Origin of the sequence: Micromonospora sonchi (assembly GCF_014646235.1) — a bacterium.
In the GTDB taxonomy this organism is placed as follows: Bacteria; Actinomycetota; Actinomycetes; order Mycobacteriales; family Micromonosporaceae; genus Micromonospora; species Micromonospora sonchi.
Window position 1 is genome coordinate 110,901 of sequence record NZ_BMNB01000015.1, and the last position, 15,251, is coordinate 126,151.

The following is a 15,251-nucleotide window of genomic DNA, read 5'->3' on the forward strand; positions in this document are numbered from 1 at the left end:
CGGCCGCACGAATACGGCCGGGGCGACGTTGGCTCTTATCGCGCGGCGAACGCTTCCAGACGGTCCACCACCGTATGCAGGGGCGGCTGAGCGGCGACCTCCGCCCGTACCTCCTCCGCCGCAGCGCGAATCGCCCCGTCGGTCAGCAACCGCACCAGAGCGCCCTCGGCCTCGTCCGGGCGCGCCGCGGCCGGGTCGAGGGACACCCCCACCCCACGCCGGACCAGGACCTCGGCGTTCGCCGGCTGGTCGGCGTTGTGCGGCAGCACCAGGTGCGGCACACCGGCCGCGAGCGCGGTCAGCGCAGTGCCGGCCCCGCCGTGGTGCACGATCGCGGTGCAGGAGGGCAGCAGGGCGTGCAGCGGCACCCACCCGGCCAGGCGCACATTGCCGGGCAGTTCCTGCGGATCGAGCAGCCCCGGTTCCAGGGTCACGACGATCTCCGCCCCGGTCCGCGCCAGCGCCGCCAGCAGCGCGCCGACGCCGTCAACGCTGCCAGATGACAGCACCGTGCCCAGCGTGACGCACACCCGCGGCTTCTCGCACGGCCGCAGCAGCCAGTCCGGCAGCGTCCGCGCCTCGTTGTACGGCACATACCGCGCCGGCCACCGCCCCGGCCGTTCACCCCCGCCCAGTGACGGCGGCCGCGGGTCGATCGTAGCGCCGCGGGCGGGCGGCTCCGGGATGCCGAGGCGTTGCCGGGTCGGTTCCAGATAGTCCGCGATCCGGCGCCGGTGCCCCTCGGCCACCTCGTCGTCACCGGCCCAGGCAAGCCGGACGCTCTGTTCGACGTGCGGTACCCCGAGCGCGGCTGCGACCAACGGACCGGCCCCCTGTTCGAGGGTCGACACGACCAGGTCGGGTCGGTAGTCCCGGCCGACCGCCAGCAGCCCCTCGGCCATCTCCTCGCCGAACAGGCCGAGGCCACCCCGGCGCGGGCGAGGCTGCCCCGCCGCAGTCGTGTTGATCAGGTAGCTGGCCGCCATGAACTCGGCGAACACGTCGACGTCCGGGCACGGGTCGACGGCGCAGAGCCCGGCCCGGGTGACCGCCGCGGCCGCGGCACCGTTGTTGGCCACCACCACCTCGTGGCCCGCTGTGCGCAGCGCCCACCCGAGCGGGATCGTGGGGAGGAACAGGCCCGACCCGGGTACGCCGATCATGAGAACCTTCATGAAGCGGTGCTCGCACCGTCCATGACGGCTGCCAGGCTCGCCGGGCGCATGTCGGTCCAGGTTCGCTCCACGTAGTCGAGGGCGGCCGGCCGGCTGTCTGGGCCGAACACTGTCTGCCAGCCCTGGGGCACCGGGGCGAACTCCGGCCAGAGCGAGTGCTGACCCTCGTCGTTGCGCAGAACTAGGAATACGCCGTTCTCGTCGTCGAAGGGGTTGGTCACCGGGTGTCCTTCCTGTCGTCCGGGGCGAGGGCGCCGGCCACGACGCGGCCGATCTCCGCCAGCGCCGCGGGTGCGGTCATCGCGTCATGGGTGCCGGGGAGGGCGTGTTCGTGGACCGTGCCGCTGACGTGCTCGCGCCACGCCGCAGCGTGCAGGCCGCGGGACTCGGGTTCGCCGGCGGCCCGGAAATGCAACAGGTCGCCGTGGAAACGGCCCGGGGTGAAGCCGACGGCGGCACGCGCGGACCGCGCGTAGATCTCCGCCATCCGTCCGGTCAACTCTGGCGGCAACGCGAACGCGGCGGTCTGTGCCCGGACCGCGGCCCGCACCTGCTCGTCGCGGGGCAGCGGGACGGCCGGGTCGGTCAGCGGATAGGCGTCCAGCACGGCGAGGACGCCGCAGGGCTCCCCGAGCTCCTGCAACCGCACCGCCATCTCGTGCGCGACCAGGCCGCCGACCGACCAACCGAGCAGGTGGTAAGGCCCGCCCGGGCGGACTCGGCGCAGCAGTTCCAGGTGATGCGCGGCGAGCGCCGGGACGTCCAGTCCGGCCAGGGCGTCCGCCCCGGTCAGGCCCGGATCCTGCAACCCGAAGAGCGGGACGTCGGCGGGCAGATGCCGGGCGAGTCCCACGTAGGACCAGGCCAGCCCACCGGCCGGAGACACGCAGAACATCGGCACGCCGCTGCCGGCCGGCCGCAGCGGCAGCAGGGGCTGAAGATCCTCCCCCTCCGTTCCGTCGTGCAGCGCGCAGGACAGCGAGGCCACCGTCGGCGCGGTGAACAGCGCCCGCAGCGGTACGTCGATGCCCAACACCGCGTGGATGCGCGCCACCAGTCGGGCCGCCGCCAGCGAGTGTCCGCCCAGGTCGAAGAAGTCGTCATGCACACCGACCGGCCGGCCCAGCACCTCAGCGAAGAGCCCGACCAGGATCTGCTCACGCGGATCGCCCGGCGCGGCCGCCCCGGTGACGGTGGCTCGGGGCGCGGGCAGGGCCCGCCGGTCCAATTTGCCGCTGGCGGTCGTCGGCAGCCGGTCCAGCACCGTCACCGTCGCGGGGACCAGGTAGGCGGGCAGCCGGGCGCCAAGGTCACGTCGCAGCTGGGCAGCGTCGGCGCGGGTTCCCGCGGCCAACGTGACGTAGGCGGCCAGGGCGAGCGCACCGTCCACCCCGGGCACCCCGATCACCGTGGCCTGGGCGACGGAAGGCTCGCCGAGCAAGGCGTTCTCGACCTCCCTCGGCTCCACCCGGAACCCGCGCACCGACAGCTGGTCGTCGGCGCGACCGAGGAAGTGCATCGACCCCGCGCCGTCCCAGCGAACCACGTCGCCGGTGCGGTAGAGCCGATCACCGGAGCCGTCCGGGTCGGCGACGAAACGGCTCGCGGTCTGGGCCGGGTCGCCGAGATAGCCGCGGGCCAGACCGGGGCCGCCGACGTAGAGTTCACCCGGCACCCCCGGCGGCACCGGGCGCAGCCGTTCGTCCAGCACCTTGGCGCGGACCCCGCCGAACGGGCCGCCGATGGCCGGCGGGTCGCCGGGTGTCAGCGGCTCACTCATCGTGGCGCAGACGGTGACCTCCGTCGGGCCGTAGGCGTTGATCAGACGGCGACCACCCGCCCACTGCCGTACCGCCTCGACCGGCACCGCCTCACCGGCGAGGACCAGTGTGCGCACCGACGCGAGCCGATCGGGCGACAGCAGCGGCAGCGCCGCCGGCGGGAGTGTGAGCTGGGTGATCCCGGCGTCGGCGACCAGGCGTTCCAGTGCCGGGCCGGGCAGCAGGCCGGCCGGGTCGGCGTAGAAGATCTCGGCGCCGCTGAGCAGGGCGACCGCCGTCTCGGCGAACGACGCGTCGAAGCCCGGCGACGCGAACCGCAGCAGCCGGTCCTCCGGCCCGATCCGGAAGCGTTCCCGCTGGCCCTCCACCAGGTTCGCGATGCCTCGGTGCGACACCACCACACCGCGGGGGCGCCCGGTCGACCCGGACGTGAAGATCACGTAAGCGGGGTGGTCGGGCAGCGGCTCCGGCCAGGCGGCGACGCCGGCCGGCAGCGCCTCCGGCAGATCGCCGCTCAGCAGGACGGGCACGCCGGGCGGGAACCTTCCGGCATCCGGGTGGTCGGTGAGAATCAGCACCGGTACGGCATCGTCCAGCATCCGCCGTGCCCGATCCGCCGGCTGTTCCAGATCGATCGGAAGGTGAGCACCACCAGCCTTCGTCACCGCCAGCAGCGCGACGGCCTGGTCGGGTCCCTGCGGCAGCGCCACCGCCACGACGGTCTCCGGGCCCACGCCGTACCGGCCCGCGAGGACGCTCGCCCACGCGTCCGACCGCTGGTCGAGCTGGCGGTAGGTCAGCCGGCGCTCCCCTTGGCGGACGGCAATCCGATCGGGTACGAGCCCGGCCCGGCTCCGGAACAACTCCGGCAGTGTCCGGGGCTCGGGTGCGCACTGGCCGGCCGCCCAGCGCGCGAGCACCGCCCGCTCGGCGTCCAGCAGCAGGTCCGGGGAGCTCAGTCGCGTACCCGGATCGCTGATCAGACCGGTTACCAGCAGCCGGAACCGTTCCGCGATGCCGGCCGCCGTCGCTTCGTCGAAGAGATCGACGTCGTAGCGGAGCCGGCCCCCGATGCCGGCCTCCCGCCCGGACGACTCCCGGGTTTCCCACAGGTCGAACTCGAGGTCGAAACGTGCCACCGATACAGCCGGTTCCACCGCGGTGACGTGCAGACCGGGCAGGTCCAGTGCCGGGTGCTCGGGCCGCAACGCAAGCATGACCTGGAACAACCGGTGCCGGGCGACCGAACGCACCGGGGCGAGGGTCTCCACGACCCGTTCGAACGGCACGGTCGCGTGCGCGTAGTCGCCGGGCGCCGTCTGCCGCACCCGGGCGAGCAGATCCCGCAGGGCCGGGTCGCCGGACGTGTCGGTGCGCACCACCAGCGTGTTGGCGAAGAAGCCGACGAGCGGCTCGAGGCGGCGGTCGGGCCGTCCCGCGACGGGAGTGCCGAGCGCGATGTCGGTGCCACCGCCGAGCCGGGTGAGCAGTCCGGACACCATCGCCTGCAAGACCATGAAGACGGTGACGCCGTGCTCCCGGGCCACCTCGGCGAGCCGCTGGTGGCTGCCGGCGTCGAGGCCGATGCCGACGTTGCCGCCGCGGTGGCGCGGGACCGCCGGGCGGGGCCGATCGGCCGGCAGCGGCGTCTCCTGCTGCAGCCCGTTCAGCCGGTCCGCCCAGTAGGCCAGGGCCTTCGCCAGCGGGGAGCGTGGGTCCTCGGAGGCGCCGAGTGCGCCCTGCTGCCAGGCGACGTAGTCGGAGTAGGTGACCGACAACGGGCTGAACTCCGGTTCCGCACCGGCCGCCCGGGCCCGGTACGCCACCGCGAGGTCCCGCAGTAGCGGCCCCATCGACAGCCCGTCCACGGCGACGTGGTGAAACACCAAGACGAGGATGTGCTCGTCCGGACCGACGGCGAGCAGCCCGGCCCGCATGGGCGGCTGCTCGGCGAGAAGGAACGGCTCCCCTGCCAGCGTGTGCAGGACGGCCTCCCAGCCGGACTCCGTCACCTGGGTCACCGGCACCTCGAGGCCGGCCTCGGCGATCACCCGGTACGGGCCGTCGCCGTCCTCCGCGATGAGCGTCCGCAACGGTTCGTGCCGCTCGGTCACGTCTCTGAGGGCGGCGGCGAGCGCGGCCCGGTCCACCGGGCCGGTGAACCGCACCGCCCACGGCACGTTGTAGGTCGCCGACGGCCCCTCCAGCCGGTCGAGCAGCCACAGCCGCTGCTGAGCCGGCGACAGCGGGCGTCGCTCCGGCAGCCGCAGTCGGCCCAGTCCCGCCAGGCCGTCCTCCGGGCTGCGCAGCCGGCCGGCCAGACCCGCCGGGGTCGGCGTCGCGAACACCGCGCGCAACGGCAGGTCGACACCCATCGTGGACCGGACCTCGGCAACCAGTTCCACCGCGAGCAGACTGTGCCCGCCCAGCTCGAAGAAGCCGTCGTCGACGCCGACCGACTCGACCCCCAGCACGGTGGCGAATGCCGCGCACAGCCCCTGCTCGGCCGGGCTGGCCGGCGTCCGCGCCGGACCCGTGCGCCCGCGCGACGGCTGCGGCAGCGCACGCCGGTCGAGTTTGCCGTTGGCATTGCGCGGCAGCGCGTCGAGCACCACCACCGCGGCCGGCACCAGGTGACCCGGCAGGGAGCTGGCCAGGTCGCGGATCAGCGCGTCGCCGTCGAGCACCGTCCCGGCGGTGGGCACCACGTACCCCACCAACGTCGGAGTGTCGCCGCCCAGCGGCCGAACCGCCACCACCGCCTCCCGCACGCCGGGCAGCCGGGCGAGATGGCCCTCCACCTCGCCCGGTTCGATGCGGAAACCGCGCAGCTTGATCTGATCGTCGGAGCGGCCCAGATAGATGAGCTGTCCGGCACGGTTCCAGCGGACCAGGTCGCCGGTCCGGTACATCCGCGCACCGGGCACGTACGGGTCCGCGACGAAACGCTCCGCAGTCAGCCCGGACCGCCGCAGATAGCCCAGCGCGACACCGTCGCCGCCGAGATAGAGCTCACCGGTGACCCCGTCCGGGACCGGGTGGAGCCGGGCGTCGAGGACGTAGGTGCGGCCACCCGGCAGGGACCGGCCGATCGGGGCCGGGTCGATGTCGTCGCCGGCGGCGGTCCACTCGGTGGCGTAGACGGTGGCCTCGGTCGGACCGTATGCGTTGAGGATCTCTGCGCCCGGCACCGCCGAGCGGACCAGGCCCAGCACTCGCCCGGTCAGCCCCTCACCGGCGAGTACCACGTGCTGCACGTCCAGGGTTGTCCCGCCGTCGGCCAGCAGTGCCGAGAACACCGACGGGACACCGCTGACCAGGCTGCCCCGGAACGGCCGTTCGGCCAGGTCCAGCAGGTCGGCGACGAGCTCGACGTGACCGCCGGTCAGCAGCGGCGGGAAGACCTCGAACACCGACACGTCGAAGGTCATCGAGGTGGAGGCGAGCACGTGCCGCAGCCCGTCCGGGCCGAACCGCTCGACGGCCCAGTCCAACAGACCGGCCATGGTGCGGCGGGTGACCACGACGCCCTTCGGCGTGCCGGTCGACCCAGACGTGTAGATCACGTAGGCGGGCGCCCCGGGCGGCACCACGGCCGCCACCACACCGGCCGGTTCGGACCGTGTCTCCCCGCCCGCGTCAATCACCACGGGCGGCGGCCCGTCCACGGGGCGGTCCGCGGTCGTCACCACGAGTGCGGCCCGGGCGTCGGCGATCAGCCCAGCGGTGCGCCGCGCCGGCTGCTGCGGATTCAGCGGAAGGTAGGCGGCGCCGGCTTTGAGCACCGCGACCGCGGCTACCACGAGGCCGTTTGTGCGAGGCAGGTGGAGCGCCACCACGGACCCCGGCCGGGCGCCCTGTCCGGCCAGCACGGCGGCGAGCCGGGTGGAACGCTCGTCCAGCTCGGCGTAGGTCAGGGTCCGTTCGCCGTCGCTGACCGCGGTTCTTGCGGCGAAGCGCCGGGCGGCGTCGGCGAAGCGGGCCGGGAAGTCCGCCGGTTCATGAGTACGGGCGGCCTCCCGCCGCCCGGTGACCAGCTCCCGCCGCTCGTCCCCGGTGAGGATGTCGAGGTCACCGATCGGAGTGGTGGGGTCTGCCAGCGCGGCGCCGAGCAGGCGCCCGAACCGCTCCGCGATCGCCGTCGCCGTCTCCGCGTCGAACATGTCGGCGCGGTAGCTCAGAGAACCGCTGATCCCGGCCGGAGAGCCGTCCCCGAACCGCTCGCTCAGCTGCAGGTCCAGGTCGAACTTGGCAGCCGTGACCGGCGCGTCGACCGGCTCGGCCGCTACGCCGTCGATGGCGACCGCTGGTGCGGCGGTGTTCTGCAGCGCCAGCATCACCTGAAACAACGGATGGCGGCCCAGGGAACGCTCCGGGTTCATGGCGTCAACGACGGCCTCGAATGGCACATCGGCATGCTCGTACGCGCCGAGCGCCACTCGGGCGACCCGTTGCGTGAGCTCCTCCAGCGACGGGTCGCCGCCGGTGTCGATCCGCAGCACCAGGGTGTTGACGAAGAAACCGACGAGGTCGTCCAGGGCGGTGTCGGACCGCCCCGCCACCGGGGTGCCGACCGGGATGTCGGAGCCGGCGCCCAGCCTGGTCAGCAGCGCCGCGAACGCCGCGTGCAGCACCATGAAGACCGTGCCACCGAAGCGGTGGGCGAACCGCACCGCCGCCGCGTGCACGTCCCGGCCCAGGTCGACGCGGACCTGGCCGCCCGGCGCGCTCTCCTCCGAGCGGCGGCGGTCGGCCGGCAGGGCGAGCTCGTGCGGCACGCCGTCCAGGGCGGTACGCCAGTACGACAGCTGCCGCGCGAACCGGCTGTCCGGGTCGTCCTCGTCACCGAGCACGGTGCGCTGCCAGAGCGTGTAGTCGGCGTACTGCACCGGCAGTGGCGTGAAGACCGGAGCCTGCCCTACCGCCCTGGCCCGGTAGGCCACCCCGAGGTCACGGGCCAGCGGGGCCATCGACCAGCCGTCGCCGGCAATGTGGTGCAGGATGACCGCGAGCACATGCCGCTGCGGGCCCTCGCGGAGCAGGACGGCGCGCAGGGGTGGCTCGACGGTGAGGTCGAAGTCCAGGTCGCAGATCTCGGCCAGTGCCGCGTCGGTCCCGCCGGGGGGCACGTCGCGCACCCGCAGCAGGCCGTGCAGTGCGCCCTCGGGGAGGATCCCCTGGCGGGGCACGTGACCGGCTTCCGGGTAGGTGGTCCGGAGCACCTCGTGCCGGTCGGTCACGTCGTCGAGAGCCCGGCCCAGCGCCGCCGCGTCGACCGGCCCGGTCAGCCGCACCACCGTCGGGATGAGATAGCTCCCGGCGCCGGCGCCGAGACGGTTGAGGAACCACAGCCGGCGCTGGGCCGCTGACAGCGGCAGCACGTCCGGGCGGGTGACCGGGCGCAGGGCGGGGGTGGCGTGGTCGCCGGAGTCCAGTGCCCGAACCAGTTCCAGCACCGTCTGCGCCTCGAACACGGCGCGGACGCCCAGTTCCACGCCGGTGCGTACCCGCACCGCGTTGACCAGCCGGACCGCGAGCAGGGAGTGGCCGCCGAGCTCGAAGAAGTTGTCGTCCACGCCGACCTCGTCGAGGCCGAGCACCTCGGCGAAGAGCTCGCACAGAAGCCGCTCGCGGTCGGTGGACGGCGCCCGGCCGCGCACGGCCACGGCCAGGTCGGGCGTCGGTAGGGCGTCGCGGTCGACCTTGCCGTTCGCGGTGAGCGGCAGCCGGTCCACCGCCACCACCACGGCGGGGACCATGTAGACCGGCAGCTGTTCGGCCAGCGCGGCGCGGATCTCGCCGGGCAGCTGGCTCGACTCCCGCAGCCGGACCGGGTTGTTGGTGTACTCGCCCGGTGCCGGTGGCCCGTCCGCGGTGCGGGCCGGAAGCCCTTGCTCCGGCAGTGCCAGCAGGACGTCCACCTCGTCCGCGGCGCCATGGCCGGCCCAGGTGGCAAGGCCCTGGTAGCCGACTGCGGCGCCCGCCTCGAGCAGCTCCGAGAGCTCCACACCTCGCGGCGCCCCACCGGCCGGGGCGGACGACCGGATCACCCGGAGCGCGTTGACGTCGCCGGCGACCCGGACGTTGGGCACGCCAGTCAGGCGGCACGCCACCGGCCGTTCCCGCTCGAGGCGGCGGCGCAGGTCAGCGGCGTCGACGGCGTCGCGGCCCCACACCCACCGCACCCCATCGCCGCTGGTGTGCGCCGGTTCGCCAGAACGCAGCACCACGTCGTAGCGATAGCGGCTCAGCTCGTTGTCCGCAGCCGTCTGTTTGAGCGCGACCTGGGCGCTCACCCCGGTGAGTGCGTCGAAGAACTCCGGCGCCACCAGCAGTTCCTTCTCCCGCAGCACGGCCCGGTCCACCGTGGTGCGCAGGCCGGCCGGGTCGGCGCCCGGCTCGGCGGCAGCCAGCGCGACGCCCGCACGGAATGCCTGGTGCAAGTGCAGGTTCCGCACGTCGCCGACGAAGACCGCTCCGCCGGGTGCGAGCAGGCCGAGCACGCCATCGAGCACCCGCCGCAGGTAGTCCTCGGCCGGGAAGTACTGGACGACCGAGTTGAGGACGATCGTGTCGAAGTGACCGGTGGGCAGGCCGTCAAGCTCGTCGGCCGGACGCACCGACAGGTGCACCGGCGGCATCGGCCCGGAGTGGGCCGCCAGCCCGGCCTGGAGCAGTGCGATCGCCTCGGCGGAGAAGTCAGTGGCCCAGTACTCGGTGGAGCGCGGGGCGAGGCCGGCCAGGATCAGGCCGTTGCCAGCACCGATCTCCAGCACCCGCCCGGGGCCGAGTGCCGCGATCCGTTCGACGGTCTCGCGCTGCCAGCGCCGCATCTGGTCGACCGGGATGGGGCAGCCGTCGTAGCTGCTCTGCCAGCCCGAGAAGTCCGACCCGAACGGAACCTCGTGCCGGTCGCCGTACATGCCCTCGTAGATCTGCCGCCACTCGTCGACGTGCGCCGAGGCCGCCGGTTCGTCGTCCGCGCCGGGCTCCGGGACGACGTAGGCGACGAGCCGCTGCTCGCCGTCGTGGTCGCGGCGGGCCAGGACCTCGGCCTCACGAACCCGCGGATGGCGGCTGACGTGCTCCGTGACCTCACCGAGCTCGACCCGGAAGCCGCGCACCTTCACCTGGTCGTCGGCCCGGCCGAGGAATTCCAGCCGCAGGTCGTCGTTCCACCGGGCGATGTCGCCCGTGCGGTACATCCGGCTGCCCGGCGGCCCCCACGGGTCGGGGACGTATCGCTCCGCCGTGCCGGCCGGCTGGCCGAGATAGCCGCGGGTGACGCCGGCGCCACCGACATACAGCTCGCCGGGCACGCCGGGCGGCACCGGCTGCAGAGCCGCGTTGAGGACATGGGTGCTGGTCCCGGCGAGCGGGCGGCCCAACGGCAGGCGCTCGCCGGCGGTGAACGGCGCGGAGATCTCGTGGGACGTGACGCACAGCGTCGTCTCGGTCGGACCGTAAAGCTGCCGGACCCGCAGATGCGGGGCGTCAGCGAGCACCCGCGCCACGGCGGCCGGTGACACCACGTCGCCGCCGGTGAGCAGTTCACGAACGCCGGACAGCCGGGCACCGATCTCGTCCGCGGCCACCCGCAGCAGGCCGGCCGTCAGGTGCACGGCCGTGACGTCGTACCGTTCCACCAGGTCGCCGATGGTGCGCGGGTCGAGTCGTCCGGGCGGCGCGATCACCACCTCACCGCCGCGCAGCAGCGGCACCCACAGCTCGTAGTGGGAGATGTCGAACGCGTACGGGGCGTGCAGCAGGACCCGGGAGTGCGCCTCGCCGTTCCAGCACGGGTCGTCGACCAGTGCCAGCAGGTCCTCGTGGGACACCTGGACGCCCTTGGCCCGGCCGGTCGAGCCGGAGGTGAACATGACGCAGGCCAGCGCAGTTCCCGGTAGCTGCACGGGCGCCACCGGACCGGAATCTGGGTGGTCGCCGTCAACGACCAGGACGGTCGCCGCGGTGCGCAGCGGCACGGCCGCGGTAACCGGGTCGACCAGCAGCACGCTCGCGTCCGCGTCGGCGAGGACCTCCTCGAGGCGGTGCGGTGGATGCGACTCGTGCAGCGGCACGTAGCAGCCACCGGCCCGCAGCACCGCGAGCAGCGCGACTGCCAGATCCGCGTTGCGTTCCAGGAAGACCCCGACCCTGGTCTCCGGGCCGACACCGGCCCGGACCAGCCGGCCGGCGAGCCGCCCGGCCCGCTCGTCCAGCTCACCGCGGGTCAGCCCACCCCGCTCGGTCCGCACCGCGATCGCGTCCGGTGCCGCGGCGGCGATCACGGCGAAACGGGCGTGCACCGTCTGCGGGGTGCTCGGCCCGGCCGGTGTCGCGGCAAGGCCGCGCATCGCGCCGCGCTCGTCGTCACTGAACAGGTCGATCGCTCCGACCCGCAAGCCGGGATTGGCGGCCACCGCCCGCAGCACCGTCTCGAACCGTCGGGCGATCGCCGCCGCCGTCGCCGGCTCGAACAGGTCGGCAGAGAACTCCAGCGCTCCGCCGAGACCGGCCGGGACCCGGCCGTCGCCGAAGCGTTCCCGGAGGTCAAGGGCGAGATCGAACTTGGCCGTACGCAGCGGCGGCGGCTCCGGCACGATCCGGATACCGGGCACCTCGACGGTCGGAACGGCGCTGTCCTGCAGGGCCAGGAAGACCTGGAAGATCGGGTGCCGGGCCAGGGACCGCTCCGGGCTCAGCAGTTCGACGAGGTGCTCCAGCGGGACGTCCTGGTTGGCGAAGGCGGCGAGCGTCTTCTTCCGGACCCGGGCGAGTAGGTCGGTGAAGACGGGGTCGCCGCTGGTGTCGGTCCGCAGCACCAGGGTGTTGACGAAGAAGCCGACCAGGTCGTCGACCGCCTCGTCGTTGCGGCCGGAGACCGGGCTGCCGACCGGGATGTCGTGACCGGCGCCGAGCCGGGTCAGCAGCGCCGCCAGCGCCGCGTGCAGCACCATGAACAGGCTGGCACCGTGGGCCCTGGCGACAGCCAGCAGCCGGGCGTGTGTGCGGGCGTCCATGTCGATGGTGACGGCGCCGCCCTCGAAACGGGCGACCTCCGGGCGGGCCCGGTCAGCGGGCAACGGCAGCTCTGGCGGCGACCCGGCGAGTTCCCGCTGCCAGTACCGCGACTGTGCCGCGATGGCGCTGTCCGGGTCGGCCTCGTCGCCGAGTACGTCACGCTGCCAGATCGCGACGTCCGCGTACTGCACCGGCAGGGCCGGGCGGCCCGGGTTCCGCCCGTCGCGCCGGGCGACGTACGCCGCCGCGAGGTCGCGCACCAGCGGCGCCATCGAGCCGCCGTCGCCGGCGATGTGGTGAACCACCATGAGCAGGACGTGCTCGTCCGGCGAGAGCCGGTAGAGGTGTGCCCGCAGCGGGATCTCCCGCTCCAGGTCGAACGGGCGGGCCGCGGCCGCCTCGAGCAGCCCGGCCAGGTCGGATGGTCCGGTGGCGGTCACCGGCAGCCCGCAGGTGGCCGTTTCGAGGACCCGCTGCCACGGCTCGCCGCCGTCCTGCGGGAAGACCGTCCGCAGCGTCTCGTGTCGGGCCACCACGTCGTTGATCGCGGCCTCCAGCAGCCGCGCGTCGAGGGCCCCGGTGAGCCGCAGGGTCAGCGGGATGTTGTAGGCGCCACGCGCCCCGAGCCGGTCGAGGAACCACATCCGACGCTGGCCGAACGACATCGGCGGGCGTTCCGGACGCACCGCGCGACGCAGCGGCGTACGGGCTGGGCGGTGCTGGTCGAGGCGGCCGGCCAACTCGGCGACGGTGGGCCCGTCGAAGACCGCCCGCACCGGCAGGTCGACGCCGAACCGGGTCCGGATCCGGTTGACCAGCCGGGTGGCCAGCAGCGAATGCCCGCCGAGCTGGAAGAAGTTGTCGTCGATACCGACACCGGGCAGGCCCAGGACGTCACCGACCAGTTCGCAGAGGATCTCCTCGCGTGGGTTTCGCGGACCGCGGCCGGTGGCGGCCGTGGCGAAACCGGGCGCGGGCAGGGCGGCGCGGTCGATCTTGCCGTTGGGGGTGTACGGCAACCGCTCCAGCACCCCGATCGCGGCGGGGACCATGTGTCCGGGCAGCACGCGTGCCGCGTACTCGATCAAGTCGGCGGTTTCCACCGTTGTCCCCGGACGTGGCACGACATGGGCCACCAGGCGCCGCTCACCACGGTCGTCCATGGCGACGGTCACGACCGCCTGCTGCACGCCGGGATGCCCGGCCAGCACCGCCTCGACCTCACCCGGCTCGATCCGGAATCCGCGGATCTTGACCTGCGCGTCGTTGCGGCCCAGATATTCCAGGGAGCCGTCGCCACCTAGGCGTACCAAGTCACCGGTGCGGTACATCCGGCTGCCGGCCGGGCCGTACGGGTCGGCGACGAAACGGCCGGAAGTCAGCCCCGGGCGGCCGTGGTAGCCGCGGGCCAGACCGTCCCCGGCGATGTAGAGCTCGCCGGGCGCGCCGGTGGGCACCAGCCGTAGCGCGCCGTCGAGCACGTAGATGCGGGTGTTGCGCAGCGGGCGGCCGATCGGCGGCGCGCCCGGGACGTCGTCCACCGTCGCCGCGGTGGACCAGATCGTCGTCTCGGTCGGCCCATAGACGTTGGTCACCCGCCGGGCGCGGCCGTGCAGGGCCGCCGCCGTCGCCGCCGGTAGAGCCTCGCCGCCGACCATGACCTCCAGACCGTCCAGCCCGTGGCCGCCGGCCGAGATCAGCGCCTCCCAGGTCACCGGCGTCGCCTGCGCCACGGTGGCCCCGGACGAGATCAGCAGATCGCCGAGAAGACGCGGATCGACGCGTTCCTCCTCGGTGGCGATCACCAGCCGCCCGCCGCTGGTCAGCGGCAGCAGCAATTCCAGGCCGGAAATGTCGAACGCCACCGTGGTGACCGCCGCGAAAACACCTGTCGAATCAAATGAAAGGCGATCCCGAAAATCGTCGAGGAGGTTACCGAGTGCCGCCCGGGAGATTACGATTCCTTTCGGCTTCCCGGACGATCCCGACGTGTGAATGACATATGCGGCGTTCTTTTCGTTCACTGCGTGGCCCGGGAGGTGAGGATCGGCAGCCGGGCCGGGCCGAGGATCCCCAGCGATGGGTGGAACCGCACCTCGCGCTCCCGGTCCACGCGCAGATCGGGGTACCGCCGGAGCAGCGTCTGCAGCGCGACGGTCACCTCCAGCCGGGCCAGCGCCGAGCCGAGGCAGTGGTGGATGCCCCGGCCCCAGGCCAGGTTGGAGGCGTGCGGACGGTCGATGTCGAAGGTCTCCGGGTCGGGCCAGCGCCGCTCGTCCCGGTTGACCGAGGCCAGCCACACGCACACGGTCGAGCCGGCCGGGATCAACACGCCGTCCAGCTCGACGTCACGGGTGGCCACCCGCACGTCACGCGCCAGCGGGGGCCGCCAGCGCAGCACCTCCTCCACCACCGCGGGCAACCGCTCCGGGCGCTCACGCAGCGCGGCGAACGCGGCAGGATGCCCGTCCAGGGCCATCAGTACATTGCCGATCAGTACCGACGACGGTAGGTAACCTGCCAGCAGGAACATGGACACCACACCGATGATCTCCTCCGCGCTGAGCGGCCGGTCGTCGATCTCCGCCCTGGTCAGGCCGGTGATGAGGTCGTCTCCCGGGTTGCGGCGGCGGTCGTCGATCAGCGCGAGGAAGTAGCCGAGGACCTGGTTCAGCAGCTCCCCGATCCGCTCCTGCGCCGCCGCGTCCGCCACCACCTCCTCCGGTGGCTTGGCGCCGAGCAGCATGTCCGCCCAGCCGGCGAACTTCTCGTGGTCGGCGTCGGGGATACCGAACAGCTCGGCGATCACCGTGGCGGTCAGCGGTGCGGCGTAGTCGTGCACGATGTCGATCCGACCGTCCGGCGCCCCTGCCGCGGCGCGGTCGAGCAACTGCTCAGCGAGCAGGGTGATCCGGGGCTCCATGTCGGCGATGACGCGCGGGGTGAAGACCGAGCTGACCATCGACCGCAGCAGGGTGTGCCGCGGCGGGTCCACCCCGGCCAGGTGACCGGAGGCGGCCTGGGCAAGCTGCTCCTGGTCGGCAGAGATCGCGCCGGTCATGTCGCTGGAGAAGGTGGCGTGGTCGGTGAGGACCTGCACCCCTTCGGCGTACCGGAACACCTCGAACGCCGCGGGCCGCGAGCTCGGCCCGGCCGCACCCTCGGCCCGTCGGCGGCGGAGGTAGTCGTAGAAGGCGACGACGCGTTTGTCGTACGGCATGGTGCTGAACGATTCGAGTTCCACGTTCTCTCCGCTTCCGGTGGACAGAAT

4 protein-coding genes are annotated in these 15,251 nt (G+C 73.4%); all 4 read right to left on the reverse strand.

The annotated features are described in order from the left end of the window. Positions 1-35: 35 nt before the first annotated feature. The 4 genes from IEY61_RS17510 to IEY61_RS17525 are packed head-to-tail and all read right to left on the reverse strand — an operon-like array spanning position 36 to position 15,224. The gene (locus IEY61_RS17510; protein ID WP_189045615.1) at positions 36-1,175 is read right to left on the reverse strand and encodes a nucleotide disphospho-sugar-binding domain-containing protein; all 1,140 of its coding nucleotides are present in this window, start codon (positions 1,173-1,175) and stop codon (positions 36-38) included. Further along, the gene (locus IEY61_RS17515; RefSeq protein WP_189045617.1) at positions 1,172-1,396 is read right to left on the reverse strand and encodes an MbtH family protein; all 225 of its coding nucleotides are present in this window, start codon (positions 1,394-1,396) and stop codon (positions 1,172-1,174) included. The genes IEY61_RS17510 and IEY61_RS17515 overlap by 4 nt, the downstream gene beginning before the upstream one ends. Next, positions 1,393-14,004: a non-ribosomal peptide synthetase gene (locus IEY61_RS17520; RefSeq protein WP_189045619.1), complete on the reverse strand. Its 12,612-nt coding sequence runs from the start codon at positions 14,002-14,004 to the stop codon at positions 1,393-1,395. The genes IEY61_RS17515 and IEY61_RS17520 overlap by 4 nt, the downstream gene beginning before the upstream one ends. Beyond that, the gene (locus tag IEY61_RS17525; protein WP_229706001.1) at positions 14,001-15,224 is read right to left on the reverse strand and encodes a cytochrome P450; all 1,224 of its coding nucleotides are present in this window, start codon (positions 15,222-15,224) and stop codon (positions 14,001-14,003) included. Before IEY61_RS17525 ends, IEY61_RS17520 begins: the two co-directional genes overlap by 4 nt. Positions 15,225-15,251: the final 27 nt, after the last annotated feature.

What these genes read in the sequence shown, in the direction of transcription:
- IEY61_RS17510 (WP_189045615.1), bottom strand. Translation starts at nt 1,175, where the DNA reads ATGAAGGTTCTCATGATCGGCGTACCCGGGTCGGGCCTGTTCCTCCCC.